This is a genomic window from Acetobacter musti, assembly GCF_011516835.1.
GTDB classification, from domain to species: Bacteria; Pseudomonadota; Alphaproteobacteria; order Acetobacterales; family Acetobacteraceae; genus Acetobacter; species Acetobacter musti.
Genome location: NZ_WOTB01000021.1, coordinates 1 through 21,569, shown reverse-complemented (window position 1 = coordinate 21,569; position 21,569 = coordinate 1). Strand labels below are relative to the sequence as shown.

The 21,569-nt window shown below is 61.5% G+C and carries 16 protein-coding genes; 7 read left to right on the top strand and 9 right to left on the bottom strand.

What is annotated here, in order from left to right:
• Nucleotides 1–149 precede the first annotated feature (149 nt).
• On the bottom strand, nucleotides 150–554 hold the full coding sequence (locus GOB93_RS14535; protein ID WP_173584234.1) for a hypothetical protein: 405 nt from the start codon (nucleotides 552–554) through the stop codon (nucleotides 150–152).
• A 182-nt stretch (nucleotides 555–736) separates the two neighbouring features.
• Between GOB93_RS14535 and GOB93_RS14530 the strand changes: the two genes are divergently transcribed.
• Nucleotides 737–1,666, top strand: a complete 930-nt coding sequence (locus tag GOB93_RS14530; RefSeq protein WP_173584233.1) for a LysR family transcriptional regulator — start codon at nucleotides 737–739, stop codon at nucleotides 1,664–1,666.
• Between the two features lie 157 nt (nucleotides 1,667–1,823).
• Here the strand turns inward: GOB93_RS14530 and wrbA are convergent, their stop codons facing one another.
• From wrbA to GOB93_RS14490, 8 genes are all read right to left on the bottom strand, one after another.
• Complete coding sequence (gene wrbA / locus GOB93_RS14525) at nucleotides 1,824–2,420, bottom strand: NAD(P)H:quinone oxidoreductase (protein WP_173584232.1); 597 nt, start codon at nucleotides 2,418–2,420, stop codon at nucleotides 1,824–1,826.
• Nucleotides 2,421–2,567: 147 nt separating this feature from the next.
• Nucleotides 2,568–3,089, bottom strand: coding sequence for a GNAT family N-acetyltransferase (locus tag GOB93_RS14520; RefSeq protein WP_173584231.1), 522 nt, complete (start codon nucleotides 3,087–3,089; stop codon nucleotides 2,568–2,570).
• A 20-nt stretch (nucleotides 3,090–3,109) separates the two neighbouring features.
• Nucleotides 3,110–6,106, bottom strand: a complete 2,997-nt coding sequence (locus GOB93_RS14515; protein ID WP_173584230.1) for a DUF4175 domain-containing protein — start codon at nucleotides 6,104–6,106, stop codon at nucleotides 3,110–3,112.
• On the bottom strand, nucleotides 6,103–7,446 hold the full coding sequence (gene lysA, locus GOB93_RS14510; RefSeq protein ID WP_173584229.1) for a diaminopimelate decarboxylase: 1,344 nt from the start codon (nucleotides 7,444–7,446) through the stop codon (nucleotides 6,103–6,105). Before lysA ends, GOB93_RS14515 begins: the two co-directional genes overlap by 4 nt.
• Nucleotides 7,447–7,746: 300 nt before the next feature.
• Complete coding sequence (locus GOB93_RS14505; RefSeq protein WP_173584228.1) at nucleotides 7,747–9,468, bottom strand: glycosyltransferase family protein; 1,722 nt, start codon at nucleotides 9,466–9,468, stop codon at nucleotides 7,747–7,749.
• 700 nt (nucleotides 9,469–10,168) lie between these two features.
• Nucleotides 10,169–11,305 (bottom strand): M20 family metallopeptidase, encoded by a 1,137-nt coding sequence (locus GOB93_RS14500; RefSeq protein WP_173584227.1) that lies wholly within the window; start codon nucleotides 11,303–11,305, stop codon nucleotides 10,169–10,171.
• The gene (locus GOB93_RS14495) at nucleotides 11,220–12,605 is read right to left on the bottom strand and encodes an MFS transporter (protein WP_173584226.1); all 1,386 of its coding nucleotides are present in this window, start codon (nucleotides 12,603–12,605) and stop codon (nucleotides 11,220–11,222) included. Before GOB93_RS14495 ends, GOB93_RS14500 begins: the two co-directional genes overlap by 86 nt.
• A gap of 191 nt (nucleotides 12,606–12,796) precedes the next feature.
• Nucleotides 12,797–13,003 (bottom strand): hypothetical protein, encoded by a 207-nt coding sequence (locus GOB93_RS14490; protein ID WP_173584225.1) that lies wholly within the window; start codon nucleotides 13,001–13,003, stop codon nucleotides 12,797–12,799.
• A gap of 246 nt (nucleotides 13,004–13,249) precedes the next feature.
• Between GOB93_RS14490 and GOB93_RS14485 the strand changes: the two genes are divergently transcribed.
• The 6 genes from GOB93_RS14485 to GOB93_RS14460 all read left to right on the top strand — a co-directional run bounded on the left by GOB93_RS14485 (nucleotide 13,250) and on the right by GOB93_RS14460 (nucleotide 21,395).
• Nucleotides 13,250–14,494, top strand: coding sequence for an LL-diaminopimelate aminotransferase (locus GOB93_RS14485; protein WP_173584224.1), 1,245 nt, complete (start codon nucleotides 13,250–13,252; stop codon nucleotides 14,492–14,494).
• A complete protein-coding gene (locus tag GOB93_RS14480) occupies nucleotides 14,491–15,813 on the top strand; it encodes a homoserine dehydrogenase (RefSeq protein ID WP_173584223.1) in 1,323 nt (440 codons plus the stop codon). The genes GOB93_RS14485 and GOB93_RS14480 overlap by 4 nt, the downstream gene beginning before the upstream one ends.
• 161 nt (nucleotides 15,814–15,974) lie before the next feature.
• Nucleotides 15,975–16,973, top strand: a complete 999-nt coding sequence (gene glpX / locus GOB93_RS14475; RefSeq protein WP_173584222.1) for a class II fructose-bisphosphatase — start codon at nucleotides 15,975–15,977, stop codon at nucleotides 16,971–16,973.
• Between the two features lie 55 nt (nucleotides 16,974–17,028).
• Nucleotides 17,029–18,900: a single-stranded-DNA-specific exonuclease RecJ gene (recJ, locus tag GOB93_RS14470; RefSeq protein ID WP_173584221.1), complete on the top strand. Its 1,872-nt coding sequence runs from the start codon at nucleotides 17,029–17,031 to the stop codon at nucleotides 18,898–18,900.
• Between the two features lie 189 nt (nucleotides 18,901–19,089).
• Nucleotides 19,090–19,806: an HAD hydrolase-like protein gene (locus GOB93_RS14465; RefSeq protein ID WP_242010801.1), complete on the top strand. Its 717-nt coding sequence runs from the start codon at nucleotides 19,090–19,092 to the stop codon at nucleotides 19,804–19,806.
• 494 nt (nucleotides 19,807–20,300) lie between these two features.
• Nucleotides 20,301–21,395: a branched-chain amino acid aminotransferase gene (locus GOB93_RS14460; protein WP_173584220.1), complete on the top strand. Its 1,095-nt coding sequence runs from the start codon at nucleotides 20,301–20,303 to the stop codon at nucleotides 21,393–21,395.
• Nucleotides 21,396–21,569 lie beyond the last annotated feature (174 nt).

Sequence of the window (21,569 nt, the reverse complement as noted above, 5' to 3'; positions counted from 1 at the left end):
CGCGCCCCACAAAGGGACACAGTCCCTTTGATCCCGATTTGTTAAATCAAAAGGGGTAAAGGGGCCCGCGATCCTTTCCGGGAGCGGGGCAGAGCCCTGCTCTGCCGCCTGTCTGAACCCGACAGAAAAATCCCGTTAGAAAGATCCCGTTACTGCCCCGGCGGCCTGTGCGGTGACGCCGCCCCGTAATCGGATGGCTGCGTCGCCGCCAGCAACTGCTGCACCGCCCGGCTCGCCGCCACCAGATTGGCCCCTGACGGATACGCCGTCTCCTTCATCACCGCCAGCAATGCCGCCCGGTCCGCCACCAGCAGCCCCGTAAGCTGCGGCGGCGTAATATCCCCGGACATCACCGTCCCGCGCGCCATCCCATGCGCCATCAGATAAGTGTAAATCAGCGTATGCGGCGTCGGCCGCATATCCACCACCGGAGAAGACGTCTGACACGCCGAAACCGTGAAAAGCACCCCCAGCACACACCCCAGGCGCGGAAGCAGACCCGCTCCACCCGCCTTACGGGACCGATCCGCACAGACCTGCCTCACTGATTTCATGTCGTTTCCCTGATACACAGGTCATCTTTCCGGTTGTGGCCAGGCCGTTACAGGTAAGCCGCTTACAAGGCAATCCGGCCACGATCACGGGCGCAGGCAGCCTCCTCCGAGCCTAATCCCCCTCGCCATCACGGGCAAACCGGGGCAGACATTGTCCCCGGACAACCGGAAACAGACGCCACATGAGACTCCCGGATTTCGAAGCCTGGGCCATCTTCGCCAAAGTCGCCGAACACGGCTCCTTCGCAAAAGCCGCCGATGACGTGCGCCTGTCAAAACCCACCGTCTCCAAAGCCATCAGCCGGCTGGAAACCGCGCTCGGCATCTCGCTCTTCAGCCGCACCTCGCGACAGCTCTCCCTCACCGAGATGGGCCGCCAGCTCCTGCCCCACGCCCGCCAGGTCATCGCCGAAGCCGAAATCGCGGAAGCCGAAGCACGGGAAACCATGCTCACCCCCACCGGCCTCGTGCGGATCGCCGCGCCAATGACCTTCGGCATCCACCACCTCTCGCCGCTGCTGCCCGGCTTCTTCACCCGCTGCCCGGATGTCGACGTCGCCATCGATTTCAGCGACTCCCTCGTCGACGTCGTCGCCGACGGCTTCGACTTCGCCATCCGCATCGCAACCCTCACCGATTCCTCGCTGAGAGCCCGCAAACTCTGCACCGTCCGCCTGCTCCTCGTCGCCAGCCCGGCCTGGATCAGCGCCGTCGCTCCGCTCCGCGCCCCGCGCGACCTCGAACCCCATAAAGGCTTCGTCTACACAGGAACATCCGCCCCCGGCACCCTGCGACTCACACATCGCAACGGCGACAGCACCACCCTCGCGCAAAGCGCCCGCTTCCGCTCGAACAACGCCGAAGCCTTCCTGCCCGCGCTGGAAGCCGGCTTCGGATACGGTCTTTTTCCGGAATTCATGATCTGGAAAGCCCTGCAGGAAGGCCGCGTCCAGCAGATCCTGCCCGACTGGCAGGCGCCCCCGATCGGAATCTCCCTCGTCACCCCGCCCAACGCTCTGCGCCCCAGACGCGTCCAGATCCTCATGGACTACCTGTCCGAAATTCTGCCCACAGCCCCCTGGGTCCGCTGCGACACCAGCGAACCCACATAATCCTGCTCGCGAAACCTCTTTGAAATTACAAAGAAGTTTCCGGGTGCCGCTTTTTTTCAAAAAGGCGGCGTCTTCTGAAGCTTTCTGAAAAAAGCTTCACCAAAAACTTTTGTTATTCTTTCAAAGCTTTATCAAAATGCACTCTCTGAACCTGAAATCAGGCCAGCTTCGTCGCAATCCCGGCGACATGGCTGCCCAGGAACTTCGCCCCGTCCAGCTCCGTCACCGTCGGCTGCCGTGAGCCGTCCCCCGCCGCAATCGTCGACGCCCCGTAAGGCGTGCCACCCTCGACCTCATCCAGCCGCGTCAGCCCCGCAAAGCTGTAAGGCAGCCCGCTGACAATCATCCCATGATGAATCAGATTGGTCAGCAGCGAAAACTGCGTCGTCTCCTGACCGCCATGCTGGCTGGCCGTCGACGTGAACGCCGCCCCGAGCTTGCCAATCAGAGCCCCTTTCGCCCAGAGACCACCCGTCTGATCCCAGAAATTCGCCATCTGCGACGGCAGCCGCCCAAACCGCGTCGGCGCCCCGAGAATGATCGCATCATACTCCGGCAGTTCCGCCACCGTCGCCACAGGCGCATCCTGATCAAGTTTGAAATGAGCGGATTTCGCCACCTCTTCCGGCACCAGCTCCGGCACCCGCTTCACAACGGCCTCAGCCCCAGCTTCCCGCACACCTTCCGCCACGGCATACGCCATCTTCTCGATATGCCCGTAAGACGAATAATAAAGAACCAGCACTTTCGGCATCAGAAACATCCTTCGCTCACACCCGCGCCACACAGCAGACGCCGGCTTGTCCGGAAACCAAAGATACCGGCAGGAACAATCCGCAACAGACAAATTCCCGAAACACACCGGTTCAGGTTTTTGCCCCCGCCCCGGCCAGCCTCCGCCTTATCCGCAGCCAGACCGCCACGCATCCCGCGCCAACGCCATCACCGCCGCATCCCAGGACTCCGCACAGACCCGGACCGAATCGCGGCACACCGATTCCCGCCTGAACCCCAGCCGCTCATACGTCCGGATCGCCGGCGCGTTCCATGTGTAAACCATGAGCTCCACCCGACCGGTTTCCGGAATCGCAAACGCCTCATCGATCACAGGCCGCAGCATCGGAACCGCCAGCCCCCGCCCCCGCATCCCCGGCGCCACCGCCACATGACACAGCCTCGCCCCGCCAGCCTCCCGAAAGAGCCGGAGCTGAGCATGACCGGCCACCTCACCGTCCTTTTCAATCATCCGGCACAGCCGCGCCGGCGGCGCCGCGTCCGCCTCCGCCACCATCCGCAGAAGCTGATCCGCCGTCAGCGGAAACCGGAACGCCTCACCACCCCACTGCGTCAGCTCGGCCACGGAACCGAACCAGCCGGCCAGCAACGCGAAATCCCCGACGCCGAACGGACGAAGATGAAACACGGAACCCCTCCCGCTCCGGATCAGAACGACTTCAGCAGCCGGTCCAGATATTCCAGCTCCTGCGGTGGCCGGGTCCGGTCGGAATCACGCCGTCGCAGCTCCTCCTCGATCTCATGCGCCCGCTCGCGGGAAGCCGCATCCGGAATATGCCCCCCGTCATTCGCCCCGGCGTCACTGCCCTCTCCGGTCGCACGGCCCAGCGGATCGCGATCGGCGTTCCGGTCGTCACCCGCAGCCTCGTCACCGCCATCACCCCCGTCATCGCCTCCGTCGCCGCCGCCACTCCCGCTCGCCTGATCGTCACCGCTCCCGCTGCCCCGACCGCCAAAGGACGGCAGAAAACTCGTCGCCCCCGAACTGCCGCCCTTGCTCTGCAAAGACTGCCGCATCTGCTGCCGCCCCTGCTGCAACTCCTGCAACGCCTTCATCTGCGCCGTCACCGCCTGCGAGTCATTCCCGGACGCCAGCGCATGACGCGCATCGCGCATGTCCGCCTGAGCCTTCGCGAAAGCCGGCGTCTCCTTGCCGGTCAGATCCTTAAATTCCTGATTCAGCTCATCCGTCGCCCGCATCAGCGCATGCTGGGACGCCCTGTCCGCCTGCCGCTGATCCAGCGCCGCCGTATTCGCGGCATCCGAACCGCCGCCCTGACCCGCGACACCCTGCTGGCCATTTTCAGATTGATCATTTCCGGACTGGCCACTCTCCGGCTGCCCGCCAGACCCCGCCTGAGCGCCCGACTGTCTCTCAGACTGCTCCGGCGACGACTGATCTCCCGGCCGCCCTCCAGGCTGACCCTGCCCCCCGCCGGAATTTTCACGGCCCGTCGTCTCTCCACCCGCCGGCGGCTCCTGACCACTCTCTCCCGGCGGCGGCACAAGCCCGAGCTTTCGCAGCAGCTCCTGCGTCGACATCGTCGACAGATCGCTGTCCCCGTCCTCGTCCGGCGGCGACATCCGTGCCTGCCGCGCCTCATCCGCCCGCCGGACCCGGTCAAGCCGCGACTGCGCATGATCCAGCAGCGAAGTCTGCTGCTTCACCAGATCCTGCAACCCCTCCGTCTGGTCCTTCAGCTTCTGCTGCGCCTCCATCTGCCGCGCCAGCTGCGCCATATCCTGCGGCGTCGCGTTCCGCATGCGCTCAATGGAATCCTCAAGCTGCTGCAGCTTGTCCATCGCGCCCTCGCGCCCCTCAGCGGCATCGCTCTGAAGCCGCTGCATCAGCCGCTGAAACGCCCTGTCGCCATTCTTCGACAGCCCCGGCAGATCGGGAATCGCCGTCCCGTCCTTTATCGCCTGATGCGCCAGCGCCTGCATCTTCCGCGCAATCGCCTGCCGCAGCGCCTGCATCCGCCGCTGCAGCTCCGCCTGCGCCTCAGGCCCGTGCGCGTTGTCCTCGCGCATATGCCGGAGCTGCTGCTCGACAGCCTCCTGCGCCGCCCGCACATCGATCGACGCCAGAGCCCCCTCCGCGCCGCCATGCAGCCGGTCCTCGATGTTTAGCGCCAGATCCCACAGCCGGCCGACCGCCTCATCCCGCGCCGCGTCATCCTCCACATCCGGGTCCGCCAGCAGAGACGCCGTCGCCGTCAGATTGAGAAACATCCCCGTATTTTCAGCAATCGGTCCCGGCGTCTCCCCCAGCGCCGCCAGATCCTCAGACGCCGCGCTCCGCGATTCCGATCCCAGAGCCAGCCGCTTCCGCAGATCCAGCACCGCCCGCGCCACCGGCGATTTGAACTGCCGCGAGCCCAGCAGGAACGTCACCGCCTGACTCCGCCCCTCCCGATGGCTGACACTCGTCGCCACCAGCACGGCCGAAACTTCCTCGCCAGCCCACGGATCGGAAGACAGGTCCGGCGTCGCCGTCCCCTTCGCCTCGACAGGATGGCCGGAAAGCGGCAGCGGCACCCGCAGAACCCGCTTTTTCGCCAGAAAGGACGGATGCGCCAGCCGCATCTCCACCACCAGCGACGCAATCCCGTACGCATGATGCGCCTCGAACGGAATCCGGGTCCGCCGCCCGCCCTTCTCACCGCCCGGCTCCGCGCCCCACTTCACCGACGGCACCGCATCCGGCGCAACCGTGATGTCCCACCGCGCAATCGTCCGCCCACGCGCCCGCAGCGCCAGCCAGCCGGAAGAGCCGAGCTTCCCCTCCACCCGCCACGAGCGTTTATCCAGCGCCTGCTGCTTCTCATCCAGCAGGTGCCCGTCCAGCACCGGCGTCCCGTGCAGCCCCGTCACCGTCGCCGTCAGCACCGCCCCCTCCGGCACGGAGCCGGCAACCCGGCCGGATTTCAGAAACACCGGAGCCGACGGCGCATAAGGCGGCGGCGTGATCCACGCCTCCACATGCGGCAGCGGCACATCGGGATCGTCCCACCCCGGCACCAGCGCCGCCGCGACACGCCCCGGCGCATGACCGCCCGCCAGCACTGCCGCAATCACGACAGCCGGCAGCAGCAGCACCGCCGCCCGCCACGGATCGCGCGCCGCGAACCGCAATTTAGGCCAGCCGGCGCGAAGCGGACCAAGAGACGCGATCAGCCGGCTCTGATAGGCCGTCCACAGCGCCTGAGACCCGATCCCCGACGATCTGTCCGTCAGACTGGCCAGCGGCCGGTGCGCCAGCCCCGAAACCTTTTCCAGCCGCCGGTCCGCCGCCCCTTCGGAAGGCGGCTCATACCCGGCCAGCCCCCGCCGCGCGAGCCAGATCACCGCCGCCAGACAGGCCAGCTCGGCAATCAGATGCAGCCAGTCGGGAAGTGACTGCGGCAGCCGCAGCAGCGCCGCCAGAATCCAGAGCAGCACCACAGCAATCGCCGGCACCAGCCGCCGCGTCACATCCTCGGCCGCAAGAACCCGCCGCGCCCGGAGCCGCGCCGCCGTCAGCAGCGCCAGCGGCGACGGCGCCCCGTCACCCCCCGGAGCCCGCCCGGAACCACGCCCTGAAGACCCGGAACCGGAAGAACCGCCTCCCGAAAAACCCGCCCCCGGATGCTGCGTCCCGCTCATACCGGCGATCTGATCCGCTCAGGCACGATATCCTCCGCCCAGAGCGCCTCCACACCCTGCCGCGCCCGGATGACCGACCAGCGATCCCCGTCCACCAGCACCTGCGCCGCCAGCGGCCGGGCATTATACGTGGAACTCATCACCGCCCCGTACGCCCCGGTATCGAGCACCGCCACCCGCGCCCCGCGCTCCAGCCGCGGCAGGCTCCGCTCCTGCGCGAACATGTCCCCGGACTCGCAGACCGGCCCGACAACAGCCGCGATCTCCGGCTCCGCCACAGCGTCCCGGGGGGATAAAGGCACGATTCCATGCCAGGCATCATAAAGCGAAGGCCTCAACAGATCGTTCATCGCCGCGTCGAGAATGATGAACGGCGCCCCGCCCGTCACCGCCTTGCGCAGCACGACCGTCGACAGCAGCACGCCGGCCGGCGCCGCGATCCACCGCCCCGGCTCGATCGCCAGACGCACATCCAGGCCGCCAAGCTCCGCCCGGATCGCTCCGGCCCACGCATCCGGTGATCCCTCGCCCTCATCGCGATAACAGATCCCGAGCCCGCCGCCGCAATCCACGACGCTGACCGGCAGCCCCGCCTCCCGCGTCGCCCGCACAAGCTCCGCCATCCGCGCATAGGCCGCCCGGAACGGCGCCGCCGAGAGAATCTGGCTCCCGATATGCATCGCATAACCAGCCGCCCGGACGCCCGGCAGCGCCGCCGCCCGCCGGTACAGCTCCAGCGCCTCATCCCACGGAACACCGAACTTATTTCCGGCCACGCCCGTCGTGATCTTGGCATGCGTACCCGCATCCACATCCGGATTGACCCGCAGCAGCACCCTCATCTCACGCCCGGTCTGCACCGCCAGCCCCGAGAGAATCTCCAGCTCCTCCGCGCTCTCCACATTCACCTGGGCAATGCCCTCGGCCAGCGCCAGCCGCAGCTCCGCATCCGTCTTGCCCACGCCGGAAAACACGATCCGGGACGCCGGAATCCCCGCCTTCCGCGCCCGCAGCAGTTCGCCCCCGCTGACCACATCCGCCCCGAACCCGGCCTGTCCCAGAATTTCCAGAACCGCGAGATGATCGTTCGCCTTCACCGCGAAATGCGGCGAAACGGAAAGCCCCGCCTGCGCCATCGCCCCGAGCAGACGCCCCGCCCGCGCCCGCAGCGTCCCCGCGCTGACCACCCAGCACGGCGTGCCCATCTCATCGGCAATCGCCAGCAGCGGCACGCCCTCCAGCATCAGCCCGCACTGCACGTCGAGCGTCAGCTGCGGATGCGTCGCGAGAAGCTCGCGCATCGTCGGGTCAGGAGAGGAAAATACGATCGGTTCGGCCATCCCCCAACGTTACCGGCTCGCCTGCCTCTCTCCAAGTAGGGAAACACGGGCCAGGCAGGGAAACAGGAACCCACAGCAGCCACACAGGCCACGGGACAGACCGCGGGAAGAAAAAACACGGAACAGAGCCGCCCTGAAAATCACCCCGCCCCGTCAGCCACGCGACAGAACCACTCCCTGAACCGCACCACCCCGAAACATCGAAACCCGCAGCCCCCGCTTCAGACCGGTCCCGCCTCACTGATCCCCGCCAGCAGCCTTTCCGTCAGCCCCACAGAACCCTGCGAACCAGCCCCCGTCTCAGCGCCGCCCGCTCCGCAGCCCCTTCGGCGCCAGATCCTCTGATACCAGATTCTCTGGCGGGAAATTCTCTGACATCTTCTCCGGCACCAGCCTCTCCAGGCCGGCACTCTCCGGAACCAGCCCCCGTCCGGCTCCGGAACTCTCAGCCTCAGCCTTCTCCGCTTCAACCGTTCCAGGCTGCGTCACCCCGATCGCGGACATGCCAGCCCCGGGAAGCCCCGCCTCCGCAAAATCCGGCTCCGCAAAATCCGGCACAGCCCGCTCCGGCACCGCGAACTCCGATATCGCCTGCTCTGGCACGACCCGCTCCGGCTCCAGCCGGTCCGGGCGCAGCAGCCACTCCCGATAACGACGCATCGCCCCGAGCTTCCAGTCATACCCCCCGACACCACCGGCAAAATGCAGCACCGGCTCCCGTAACGCCGAGACATAGGCATCATAACCGGCCGCATCCACATGATTCATTTTCATGTCGAAATTGACCACGAACCGGTTCAGCAACTGCGCATCCGTGCTGCATCCCATCTTCGCCAGCACATAATTCGCCACCGGCTGATCGTAGCAGCGCAGATGCAGCCGCGACCCCAGCTCCCGGCTCTGCCGGAAAATCACCTGCCTGACCGCCTTCAGAAAAGAATCGGCGCCATCGAGAGTCCGGAACGCCATCACACCCGTGCTGAACCCGTAATCAGGCATGACGGAGAACGGATCGTTGTCGAACAGTTCCTTGCCCCAGTAATTCGCCTCCGCCGGAGCCCGCGTCTCGACATACACATAAACAGCGGACGCCGGATCACGGATAATATTCAGAAAAAGATCATCAACAGAGCGCCCGACAATAATATCCGTATCGAGATACAAAATCGGCTGATACTGCTGAAACTCCTCATAATTACCAATATCGAACCGTGAGGACATGTAATCGATCAGATCCAGCGGCACATACGGCACCAGCCCGACCTTCTCATCGCGCAGCGACGCATACCGCCGCCTGACCTCCTCCGGGTCACGCTCGGTCAGAACCTTTATATCGCCGTCATATCCCGCAAACCGCCGCAGCGACTCAACCGTCATCTCCAGCGACTCAAACGCCTCGTCCCGCCCGAAAGAACAGCAGTAAATAACGGGATTAAACAGCTCCAGCCGTTCCAGCCGCCAGGTGTCGTAGAAAACATCGATGGTTTTCAGGCCGGACTGCGAAACCACCTCAAAAAGATCGTCGATCCGTACAGGCAGACCGGAAAAATCGAGGGTAAAATTGTCCCGCACCGGAACCGGCTTCGCAACAATCCTGTCCTGGGACCGCGAATACCACGCATGTTCCGTCACCCAGGTCAGCCGGCGAAACTCATCTTCGGACAGAAAGCGGAACGTCTCCCAGTCGAACACCCGCGTCTTGTCGACCGCCACCGTCCCGTCCGGCGAGACGCTGAGGAAAAGCCCGTTATATCCGAAAGCCGGATACTTCACCCCGCTCCGCTGCCAGGACACGGAAAACGATCCCGCAAGCGTCTCCCCGGCCCGAAGACGCCTGTCCGGAAAAACCGAAAGCCCTTCCCACACGCCCTGCGCATTGCAAAAAGAAAAGCTGGCGACATCCCCGTCGACAGACACACGGAGTTTCGGCGACGCTGCATCGATACGACGATTGACGACAACACCCTGATTTTCATCGAAATCAAGAATATTGCCCCAGTAATCCAGAAGAAAACCGTCCATCAGACACCCGTACCCCGCTGCACCGGCCCGGCCCTTCCGCCAGACCCGCCTTCACTTCCGCCCCGTCAGAGAGATCAGCCGCAAACCGGCCGCCCCGCCTCCGTTTCGCCGCGCACCATACCGGTCATCGCCGTGTCAGGACACCCCGGAAAAAGCTCCGCCAGCAGCCATACCCTCTGCATAATAAAGAACAAAACCAGCCCGGCCCTGAGCCCGCCCGAAAACAGCCTGTTAAAACCCCTTCTGCCGCGAAAGCAGCACGTCGCTCCACAACAGAAGCTCAGTCTGCCCCCCTGTGAATGACTTAAATATTAAAAGCATTCAGTGATTAACAGGTTCTTATGAAGAGGAGCTGTGCATCAGATCTCTTTACAGCCCGAAAGCCAGATGACGTAATTTTCGGAACAGCGTCCCACTGAAGACCGTTACGATCACCCATAAACGATCCCACTGAGCCCCCGACAGCCTTCCACACATGCACCGCCATATGCCTGCTGAAAATACGCGGCACTCCGCTCCATCTGACGCCCGGACAGCAAAAAGTACGTCGCGACAAGCCTTTGATAAAAATTAATAAAAGTTTCTGGGTGCCGCCTTTTTGAAAAAAGGCAGCGTCTCTGAAGCTTTCTGAAAAAGCTCCACCAAAAACTTCTTTATAATTTAGATTGAGGTTTCACAGGCAGGCTTTTGAAACAGCCCCTCAGCCCTGCATGACCAGCTCCGTGAGCAGATTCCATCTGACAGGAATGCTGGATATTTCAATATGCTCCTGCAACGTATGGGCGCCGTGTCCCACAACCCCGAGAGCATCGAGCGTCGGCACCCCCATGGCGGCGGAGAAATTGCCGTCCGAACCTCCGCCCGTGGACAGATCGAAAATCTCCTGCCCATCCGCTCTGGAAATGCGTTCCGCCTTTTCGACCAGAGCGGCGATCCCCCTGTCCTTCACATAGCCGGGCCGGTTGATCGCGCCTTCAACCGTGAGCTCGACATCCGGATCAGCTGCTTTGAGGCCAAGGATACGCCCGTTCATTTCCGTGCCTGTGGCTTCATCCGGAACACGCAGATCGACAACGGCCGAGGCATGTTCGGCCACGACATTGGCGCCCGTGCCTCCCTCAATGAGACCCACATTGACGGTGATGCCCCGGCTTTCGTCCGTCATGGCCTCAAGAGCGAGGATCTGGTGGGCCAGTTCCCTGATCGCGCTCCGGCCTTCGGCATGAGCCCGGCCGGAATGCGCGGGGCGGCCATGACAGGAGAGGAAATAGCGCCCCACACCCTTGCGGCCGCTCACGATCCCGTTGCCCGGCCGCCCCGGCTCCGTCACCAGCACATACTTTGCCCTGGCGGCCTCTTCCTCGATAAGACGCCGGGAGGACGGACTGCCGATTTCCTCATCCGACACAATCAGCATCCGTATCGGCAGAGGCGATTTCCGCGAGAACCCGGCAAGAACCCTGAAGGCCAGCAGAACGCCCGCCTTCATGTCGGCAATACCGGGTCCGTACAGCCTGTCTCCGTCCTGTCTCCACGGCAGGCCGCCGGCAAGAGTGCCGGACGGATGAACGGTATCGATATGGCCGAGAAGCAGGATGCCCTTTTCGTTCGACATCCGCTCCGGATCGTACAGCACCATGTGGTCGCCCAGCGGAGCGCCGTGTATATCCCTGTTGCCGCCGTGGACTTCCGCCGCCAGCCCGGCCTCCCGGGCGCGGGATATGATCAGACGCCCGAGTGCATCGACCTTTTCAGGACTGGCTGTTGGCGTCTCGATACTGACCCACTCCCTGAGCTCCGCAAGAAACGACGACAGGTCTTCGGGTGACATCTTCATGAAAAATACTTTCAGACAGCTGGAAATCAGAGAATGTCCGGGAGGCCGGCTCATCCCGCAGCCGTTTCCTCATCCACAGAAACGGAACCGTGGAGAAGAGGGCCATGGCCACCACATAGAAACACCATGAGACGGAACTTCCCGTGTGGCTGATGATCACGGTGAAAATGGGCTGGGCCGACCCGCCGAACACCGTAACCGCCAGCGAATAGGCGCATCCCACACCCACCGTCCTGACCGGCATGGGAAAGAGCCGCGTCAGAATTCCCGTCCCGGTTCCGGAGGCCGCGCCATGGAAAATGGCGAGCAGTCCGAGAAGCGAGAAAACGGTCGGAAAGCCCGCGCCGTGGGAAAACAGCACAAAGACCGGCACGATCGTGCAGGCCAGAATGATGCGACAGCTCACGACAATCGCTGTCTGGCCCACCATCGAGACCAGATAGCCGCCGGCAATCGCCCCGAACGCCGTTCCGGCTCCGATCGCAATATTGACCGACAGGGCCGGAAGCGCATGGAAATGGAGATTCCTGCCAGCGAACAGCGCGCAATAAAGAAAGAAATACTGAAGCACCGTGCCCCCGGCGGTAATCAGCATTCCGGACAGAACTTCCACCGGCAGCCGGGTGAATACGGACAGAATATGAGGCGGATGCGCATCGCCGGCTTCGGGCACCAGCGTCTCCTCCAGCGCCCCCCGGAGCCACAGACCCACCGGACCGATCATGGCACCGATCGCAAAGGGAATCCGCCATCCCCAGCTGGCAAGTTCATGCCGGGTCAGGAGCAGGCTCAGGGCGGCGCCCAGCAGCCCGGAAGCAATCGTGGCGAAGGACTGGCTGGCCAGCTGCCAGGACGCGGCGCGACGGGAAGTCTTCATATCGGGCGCTGATTCGACCAGAAATGCCGTGGCAGGCCCCATCTCTCCGCCGACGGAGAACCCCTGAAGCAGGCGGGCGACGAGCAGCAGGATGGGCGCGAGAATGCCGATCGTCCTGTATCCCGGAAGAACGGCGATCAGCAGCGATCCCAGACACATGGAAAGCAGCGTGAGCGTCATAGCCGCCTTGCGGCCTCGCGTGTCCGCATAATAGCCGATCAGCAGCGCTCCCAGCGGCCGGGCAACAAATCCCAGACCGAACACGGAAACAGCCTGCAGAATGCGGACATAGTCATCCGTACTTTCGAAGAAATAGTCGCCGATATAAGCCGCATAAGCAGTGAAGACCGTAAAATCAAAGAACTCCAGCGCATTGCCGACAGTCGCGGCGGCAATCGTCCTGACGGCTTTTCTGTCTGTCATGCCGGTTTCCACCGAAACCCGTTCCGGATCACATATCCGATGCCGCGCAGCCTCCGCCCGTCATCCACATGCAGCAGTCCACGCAGGGGTGGAAAATCCCGCTCAGTCCACGCCATCCGGCTCTCAGAGAGCAAAAACATCCCGCCCACAGGCTTACTCCTCATACAAACCTGTGAATCACCGATCGCTGCTCAGATCAGCAGACTGACAGGTTCTGAGCCTACGATACCGCTCCTTTTTTCATTCGCAAACGGAAACAAAAATGTCCATGACATTCTGGAATCCGTTTGCCCGACTTTTACGTCCCCGAAACGCAGCAAGCGCCCGCTGATGAAACCCGTTGCACCCCGCTCTTGAATTCCACGGCAGAGACATGCGGAATCTGCGGTCATCGCCATGATCGCTCCTCACAGCCAGACCGGACAATTCTCCCCGTCATGCCACCCTGCCTCACCCGCCTGACGACTGCTCAGCCCCTCACGCCCAGAAAAATAATCGCCATCTCACAACCCTCCGAAACCGGCAGACCAGCCCCCCACCCCTTCTGGACTCTTCGCCTTGCCTGACCACCCGCCGCTTCCTATACATTCTCCCCTGCCATCCCGGCAGCAAAGAGCCTGAAGAGCCTGTAGGACAGCCCGGCCATGACCGAAGAGTTCCACCGCATCCGTCGCCTCCCGCCCTACGTTTTCGCGGAGGTCAACAAGGCCAAGGCCGCCGCCCGGGCCCGTGGTGAGGACATCATCGATCTCGGCATGGGCAACCCGGACAGCCCGACCCCGCCGCATATCGTCAAAAAGCTGGTGGAAACCGTCGCCGATCCCCGCAGCCACCGCTATTCGGTCAGCCGCGGCATCCCCGGACTCCGCAAGGCCCTGGCCGGCTATTACGAGCGCCGCTTCAACGTAAAGCTGGACCCGGAAACGGAAGTCATCGCTACCCTCGGCTCGAAGGAAGGCCTCGCCAACCTCGCCTCCGCGATCACCAGCCCCGGCGACACCATTCTGGTGCCGAACCCGTCCTACCCGATCCACCAGTTCGGCTTCATCATCGCCGGCGCTTCCGTCCGCTCCATTCCGGCCTACCCGGACGAGAACATGCTCCGCGCCCTTGAGCGCGCCGTGCGCCACTCCGTCCCGAAGCCGACCGCGCTGATCGTCAACTTCCCGTCGAACCCGACCGCTTACCTGGCCGATCTCGACTTCTACAAGGAAATCGTCGCGTTCTGCCGCAGGGAAGAGATCTTCATCCTCTCCGACCTCGCCTATGCCGAGATCTATTTCGGTGATCTCGTCCCTCCGTCGATCCTCGCCGTTCCCGGCGCGAAAGACATCGCCGTCGAGTTCACCTCACTCTCCAAAACCTACTCCATGGCCGGCTGGCGCATGGGCTTCGCGGCAGGCAATCCCCACCTGATCGCCGCCCTGACCCGCATCAAATCCTATCTCGATTACGGCGCCTTCACCCCGATTCAGGTCGCCGCAGTCGCCGCTCTCAGCGGCCCGCAGGACTGCGTCGCCGAAATCCGCGCGCTTTACAAAGAGCGCCGCGACGTCCTCCTTCGTGGCCTTCAGGGTTCCGGCTGGGAGATTCCCTCCCCGGAAGGCTCCATGTTCGCCTGGGCGCCAATCCCCGAGCCTTTCCGCGATATGGGCAGCGTCGCCTTTTCCAAACTCCTGCTGCAGGAAGCCGGCGTCGCCGTCGCCCCGGGTCTCGGCTTCGGCGAACACGGCGAAGGCTTCGTCCGCATCGGCCTCGTCGAGAATACCCAGCGTCTCCGCCAGGCAACGCGCGCCATCCGTGGTTTTCTCAGCAGCCACGGCGCCGGCCCTGCCCGGTCCGTTCCCAAAACCGATAAACAACCAGCTCTGGAGGACAGCGCATCGTGACATCAGCGCCGGAGAACGCCGCATCAGCAACACCCCTGCGGCTTGGCGTTGCCGGGCTCGGCACAGTCGGTGCCGGTCTCATCACCCTGCTGCGCGACAATGCCAGCCTGATCACAGCCCGCGCCGGCCGTCCGGTCGAAGTCACCGCCGTTGCCGCCCGTGACCGGAAGCGTGACCGCGGAATCGATCTCGCTTCCTTCACCTGGCATGATAACGCAGCCGACCTGGTCAGCGACCCTGACGTCGATGTGATCGTGGAACTCATCGGCGGCGCCGAAGGACCGGCCCGCGCGCTTGTGGAAGCCGCTCTGAACGCCGGGAAACCGGTCGTAACAGCCAATAAGGCGCTCATAGCCCTGCACGGCGATGAACTCGCCAGGCTCAGCGAACAGAACAACGCCCCTCTGCTGTTCGAGGCCGCCGTCGCCGGCGGGATTCCCGCAATCAAAACCGTGCGTGAAGGTCTGGCCGCCGATCGTCTTCTCTGGATCGGTGGTATCCTGAACGGCACCTGCAATTACATTCTTACCGCAATGCGCGAAACCGGCCGTGACTTCGCCGACGTTCTCGCAGAGGCGCAGGAACTCGGATACGCGGAAGCAGATCCGTCGACCGACGTCGACGGGATCGACGCCGCGCACAAACTGACCATTCTCGCATCGCTGGCTTTCGGCAGTCCGGTCATTTTCGACAGCGTCCATGTCGAAGGCATTCGCCATATCGGTGCTCTCGACTTCAGTTTCGCCCGGACACTTGGCTACCGGATCAAACTGATCGGCCTCGCAAGACAAACTGAAAAAGGCGTCGAAGCCCGCGTGGCCCCCTGCCTTATTCCCGAAACCTCACCGGTCGCGCAGGTCGACGGCGTCTTCAACGCGGTCATCGCGGAAGGAACATTCGTCGGACGCCTTATGGTCGAAGGCCGGGGCGCCGGCGCCGGTCCCACGGCAAGCGCCGTCGCCGCCGACCTCATTGATCTGGCGCGTAACACCACGGCACCGGTCTGGGGAACGGAGACAACAGGTCTTCAGCCTGTCCGCAGCCGGCCGGCCTCTGAACGACAGGGCGCGTTCTACATTCGCCTGACCGTTGCCGACCGTCCCGGCGTCATTGCGGATATCGCCGCCGTCCTCCGTGACTGTGGCGTCTCCCTGAACAGCATGATCCAGCAGCCTTCAGCGGGAGTGGGCGAAAGCGTGGCGCTCGTTCTGGTCACCCATCCCACCTGTGAAGCGGGAATGCAGGATGCCGTCAGCAAAATCACAGCCCTTCCCGTCGTTCTTTCCCCTCCGGTCCTCGTCAGAATCGAAAATCTCTGAGGTGCCCTGGAAATACCATCCGGATACGGTCTGAATGCCCGAAACAGAGTCTGCCGCATGAACCCCATGTTTATGCCTCACTCAGTGTGTCTATAACTGAATCATCACCCGCAGCAGTTCTGCTCCACGCGCCAGATGCGGATTCACAACGGAGAACAGTCATGTCGGCCGAAGCAACTTCCAGACCTTTCGTCGTATCGGATCGTAACCTCGCCCTCGAACTGGTGCGCGTCACGGAAGCCGCAGCCCTGGCGTCCTCTCACTGGACAGGCCGCGGGCAGAAGAACGACGCGGATGGCGCCGCCGTTGAAGCCATGCGCGTGGCATTCGACACGGTGGCTATCGACGGAACCGTTGTGATCGGCGAAGGCGAAATGGATGAAGCGCCGATGCTCTACATTGGCGAGAAAGTCGGCGCAGGCGGCCCGCCCATGGATATCGCCGTTGATCCGCTTGAAGGCACCAATCTCTGTGCAAAGGACATGCCAAACGCAATCACCGTGGTCGCACTCGCCGAACACGGAAATTTTCTCCATGCGCCAGACGTTTACATGGATAAGATCATTGTGGGTGCCGGCCTGCCTGACGATCTGATCGACCTTGACGCTCCGGTCGGCGAAAATCTGCGCAATCTCGCAAAAGCCCGAGGCAAGGACGTTGGAGAAATCGTCCTCTGCGCCCTCGACCGGGAACGCCACGCTGAACTGATCGCCAAAACCCGTGAAGCCGGAGCCCGTGTGCGCCTGATTTCCGACGGAGACGTTGCCGCAGGTATCGCCGCATGTCTCGAGACCGCGACGGTAGACATTTACGCCGGTTCCGGCGGAGCGCCTGAAGGTGTACTGGCCGCTGCCGCTGTTCGCTGTATGCACGGCCAGATGCAGGCCCGCCTCCTGTTTGAGGACAAGGCGCAGCGTGCCCGCGCAATAAAGATGAACCCGGGAAAAGAGCCCGACAGAAAGCTCGGTCTGCATGACCTTGCCGCAGGGGATGTCCTGTTCTCCGCAACCGGCGTGACCACCGGCTTCCTGCTCCAGGGCATTAAAAGGCGAACTCACCACGCCATCACCCATTCCCTGGTGATGCGCTCGAAATCAGGAACCCTGAGATTTGTCGAAGGCCATCACAACTTCAATACGAAGACATGGAGCGCCCGTTAAAACAATCATGTCATATCTGCTTCTCGTCCCGTCTGTTCGTCGGCCGTAGTACCACATGCGTGACGAAGCTCTTTCTGGTGATTTTACAGCAGAGGCCCCCGGTGACACTTTCATCGGAGGCCCTTCCATTCCTCCATCCGCATTCGGCATAGAATCCAGCCTATCCGGTTGCCGGTGGCAATGGCGGCCAGGCGCTGATGATCCGGCTATCGCGCGCCTCGGCTCCGCAATCGCCCAGCGTTACGCTCTGCCAGAAATCGCAGGTCGCGTCATGGCGTTGCGTGGCATAACTCCTGACAATGCCGCCAGCTTTCTGAATCCGACACTGCGCGCGCTTATGCCGGACCCGTCCTGCCTGAAAGACATGGATGTCGCAGCAGCCCGTCTGGCGCACGCAGTTAAAATTCAGGAAACGGTAGCCATTTTTGGCGATTATGATGTCGACGGTGCCTGCTCCACGGCCCTGCTGGCGACGACGCTGCAAAAACTTGGCTGTACGGTTCTCACCCATATTCCAGACAGGATGACCGAAGGTTACGGCCCCAACGTTCCGGCGCTGCTGTCACTCGCCGATAAAGGGGCCACACTCACTGTCTGTCTGGATTGCGGGACCGCTGCCGGAGACATTCTGACATGTCTTGAAAACCGATCTGACGTTCTCATTATCGATCACCATAAATCAGAAGGAAAACTCCCGGACGTCCTCGCGACCGTCAATCCCAACAGAGCGGATTGTACTTCGCAGCTTGGCAATCTCTGTGCTGCAGCTCTCACATTTTTCACCACCGTGGCAACCGTGCGCGAGCTTAGAAAATCAGGATGGTTTTCCGATCAGCGTCCTGAACCGGCCCTGCTCGGCGAACTTGATCTCGTGGCGCTTGCTACCGTCTGTGATGTAATGCCGCTGACCGGTCTCAACAGAGCTTTTGTTCGTCAGGGTCTCCGCACCATGGCAGGTCAGTTGCGACCCGGTCTGCGTCTGCTCGCCGAAATTGCGGGACTAAAAACAGCTCCGTCAGCATTTGCTCTGGGTTATACTCTTGGTCCAAGAATCAACGCAGGCGGCCGAATTGCAGAAGCGTATCTGGGCACCCGCCTGCTCACAACACAGGATGCCGGGGAAGCAAGAGAACTGGCGGAACGTCTTGACGCCGTTAATCGCCGACGACAGGAAGTAGAGACTGACATCCTTGAACGCGCAATGGAGCAGGCGCAGATTCAGGTTGATCAGGGCAATGCGGTCCTGATGCTCGTCGGGTCCGAGTGGCATGCCGGCGTTGTCGGAATCGTAGCAAGCCGGATTAAAGAGCGTTTCAACCGGCCCGCTCTTGTTTGCGCAGAACAGGAAGACGGCCAGGTCAAAGGTTCAGGAAGATCTGTTCCTGGCATTGATCTGGGCGCCGCCATAATAGCCGCCCGGGAGAACAAATTACTTACAAACGGCGGTGGCCATGCAATGGCTGCAGGCTTTAGCCTTTCGAAAAATTTTGTTTCTGATCTGCATGATTTTTTAAATGTCAGACTCTCGGCAGCCTGTTCCCGTCCGGATCGTGCCATACTTGAAATCGATTCAGCTTTGTCTCCTCGCGGAGTTTCCATTGAAACAGCCAAAGCCATCGACATTCTCGCCCCATTCGGCCAGGGCAATGATGAGCCATTGATTGCACTTACTAATTTACAGGTTGTGAGAAGCGACCGCATCGGTGCCAATGGGAATACTCTCCGTTTAATTCTGGCAGGAGAAGGAAACCGGAATATTAAAGCTTTGATGTTCCGCGTCACTGACGGACCGACTCTGACGGCACTTGAAGACAAAACCCGACCGTATCTGAATTTTGTCGGATATTTGCGTCATGAAACCTGGCAGGGACGTGAAGGAGTAACTTTCTTCGTTCGTGATGTGTCCCTGGCAACTTCAGTAAACTGACTTCTGCGGCGATATCTCTGAGCATGAAGCATCCGAATGCTATGAGATGAAATCTTTGCTGCACTCAGCCTCAATCCATATCAGTCTTCGGCGCATGGAAAATGAACGGGGATGACCAGAGCCGGGAATCGCCATAATGAACAAAACAGATTAGTCTTATCCTCACTACCGAGAAGACTGAGTGTATTTATGCCCAACACCGACCATATGCTACGCGGCACCGCCGTTCTTTTTGATCTCGACGGAACCATTATCGATTCTCGCTCCGGCATCATCGACAGCATCCATCGCAGTTTACGGGATCTTGGGCATACGCCCGATCCAGATCATGATCTCACCTGGGTTGTGGGACCGCCATTGCGCGATCTGATTGGTGAAGTGCTGCAGCATTACGATGATACGCGATGTGACGAGGCCATGGATCGCTACCGTCGCAATTACGAGACAAATGGCGCACGACATACGCCAGTATTCACCGGAATGCGGGAAGCCATCAACACAATTGGCAGGACAGGGGCACAACTTTTTATAGCGACATCAAAACCGAAGACGCTGGCAGAAACGATTCTGACGCGTGCTGGACTGATAAACCATTTTACCCAGGTCTATGGTGCCCGTCCGGACGACAGCGGCGCAGAGAAACCTGAACTTATTGGCTCTGTTCTGCGCGATCACAAAATCGATCCACATAACGCCGTGATGATCGGAGATCGACGGTTCGACATTTCCGGTGCTCACGCCAATAACGTTCGCGCGCTTGGAGTTCGCTGGGGCTATAGCAGCAGCGGAGAGATGGAAGAGGCTGCCCCGGAGGCGATAGTCGCCGAACCTGATGATCTCCCGGCCCATGTGGCCGGACAGCTTACGGCAGCAAAGCTCCATATCCATGCAAAAACACCAGTCTGAAGACAGTAATTTTCGTCCCCTTTTTAAATTATCGCGTGTGTCAGGTCTGCTCTTCGCTCGGGGACACTAAATAGCTCATGAGACGCAGGTCTTCTGCGGGAGCCGTTACGGGTCATGGATCTCAGAGAATAATATCTCCACCCCACCGAGCGGACGCAGATACCCGATCACTGTGGCACCAGTCGCCGACAGGGCAACCACGGCAACGCAGCCTGATCGGGCAGCGTATTACAAAATGATCTGACGATCGAACCAAAGCTTAAGACAAGTTGCCGCACTGCAAATGTGTGAAACTAATAATCAAAAGGGCGCTGAATATATGGCGGTTTCGTCTCATTCATAACGAGCAGAAAAAAGCAACAGAAGCATTTGGAGGTGCGGACGAGCAGGATTGTGTGTGCTCCGGATTGCTCAACGATTCATTTTCCGGTCAGATACGATCCTAAGTTAATCCCCTGCGCGGGGGGCAGACAGGTATTCAGGAGACACTGGCCGTGAGCAGCGCCGAAAATTTGACCTTCATCCATCTTCCGCATCCCAGCCCGACCTCGCCAGAAAAGCGTGCGGCAATGATGGCAGATCCTGCATTTGGGCGGGTGGCGACAGATCATATGGTGATGATCCGCTACACGGAAGGTAAGGGCTGGCATGATGCTCAGGTGATGCCGCGCGGGCCGCTCTCACTCGACCCTTCGGCGGCTGTGCTGCATTATGCTCAGGAAATCTTTGAGGGCCTGAAGGCCTTCCGGACCAGCGATGGCGAGATCGCGATTTTCCGTCCGGAAGCAAATGCGCAACGTTTCCAGAAATCGGCCGAACGGATGGCGATGCCTATCCTGCCGGAGAACCTGTTTATTGAGGCCGTCGATGAGTTTGTGAAAGCAGATAGTGACTGGGTTCCGGAAGGAGAGAACGCGAGCCTTTATATCCGGCCGTTCATGTTCGCCAATGATGCGTTTCTGGGTGTGAAACCAGCTTCCGAATATCTCTTTCTGGTAATCGGCGCACCTGTAGGAGCATATTTCAGCAACGGCGCTGTGACGGTCTGGGTTTCGGAGAACTATACGCGGGCGGCACCGGGAGGTACAGGCGCAGCAAAATGTGGCGGCAATTATGCGGGCAGTCTGCTGGCGCAGGCGGAAGCGAAGGCGCAGGGTTGCGATCAGGTAGTATTTCTCGATGCTGTGAAGCACCGTTTCGTCGAAGAAATGGGAGGAATGAATATCTTCTTTGTGTTTGAGGATGGTTCGATTGCGACCCCTCCCCTGACCGGCACCATTCTGCCGGGAATCACACGGGATTCCGTACTGACGATTGCACGCGAGCAGGGCCTGACGGTGCGCGAGGAACCTTATGCGATCGATCAGTGGCTTGCAGATGCGAAGTCAGGTCATCTGACAGAGGCATTTGCCTGCGGGACGGCAGCCGCGATTTCGCCGATCGGAACGGTGAAAACACGCGAAGGCGAGGTCAGAATCGGCAGCGGGACGAGCGCCGGTCAGGTGACAGGGAAATTACGGACAGCGTTGCTGGGTACGCAGCGTGGCAAGGTAGCGGATACGCATGAATGGGTGCATCGGGTCATCTGACCAGGTTCCCACTTCGATTACGGCGGAATCCCCGGTTTGCCCGGAATGCTTGACCGGACGGCCTAAGGTCTGTGGGGATTCACCGTGAGTGGATGATGGCTGCAGCGAGACAGATCATGGCGCTGAAGCTTTTGTCCGTTTTGCCGGCACGCATAGCGATGCGTTTGAATTCCT

Coding starts and splice junctions, on each gene's coding strand:
- recJ (WP_173584221.1), top strand. CDS start 17,029: ATGCGTGACGAAGCTCTTTCTGGTGATTTTACAGCAGAGGCCCCCGGT.
- GOB93_RS14505 (WP_173584228.1), bottom strand. CDS start 9,468: ATGGACGGTTTTCTTCTGGATTACTGGGGCAATATTCTTGATTTCGAT.
- GOB93_RS14490 (WP_173584225.1), bottom strand. CDS start 13,003: ATGGCGATGACCGCAGATTCCGCATGTCTCTGCCGTGGAATTCAAGAG.
- GOB93_RS14485 (WP_173584224.1), top strand. CDS start 13,250: ATGACCGAAGAGTTCCACCGCATCCGTCGCCTCCCGCCCTACGTTTTC.
- lysA (WP_173584229.1), bottom strand. CDS start 7,446: ATGGCCGAACCGATCGTATTTTCCTCTCCTGACCCGACGATGCGCGAG.
- GOB93_RS14515 (WP_173584230.1), bottom strand. CDS start 6,106: ATGAGCGGGACGCAGCATCCGGGGGCGGGTTTTTCGGGAGGCGGTTCT.
- GOB93_RS14530 (WP_173584233.1), top strand. CDS start 737: ATGAGACTCCCGGATTTCGAAGCCTGGGCCATCTTCGCCAAAGTCGCC.
- GOB93_RS14465 (WP_242010801.1), top strand. CDS start 19,090: ATGCCCAACACCGACCATATGCTACGCGGCACCGCCGTTCTTTTTGAT.
- GOB93_RS14500 (WP_173584227.1), bottom strand. CDS start 11,305: ATGAAGATGTCACCCGAAGACCTGTCGTCGTTTCTTGCGGAGCTCAGG.
- wrbA (WP_173584232.1), bottom strand. CDS start 2,420: ATGCCGAAAGTGCTGGTTCTTTATTATTCGTCTTACGGGCATATCGAG.
- glpX (WP_173584222.1), top strand. CDS start 15,975: ATGTCGGCCGAAGCAACTTCCAGACCTTTCGTCGTATCGGATCGTAAC.
- GOB93_RS14495 (WP_173584226.1), bottom strand. CDS start 12,605: ATGACAGACAGAAAAGCCGTCAGGACGATTGCCGCCGCGACTGTCGGC.
- GOB93_RS14535 (WP_173584234.1), bottom strand. CDS start 554: ATGAAATCAGTGAGGCAGGTCTGTGCGGATCGGTCCCGTAAGGCGGGT.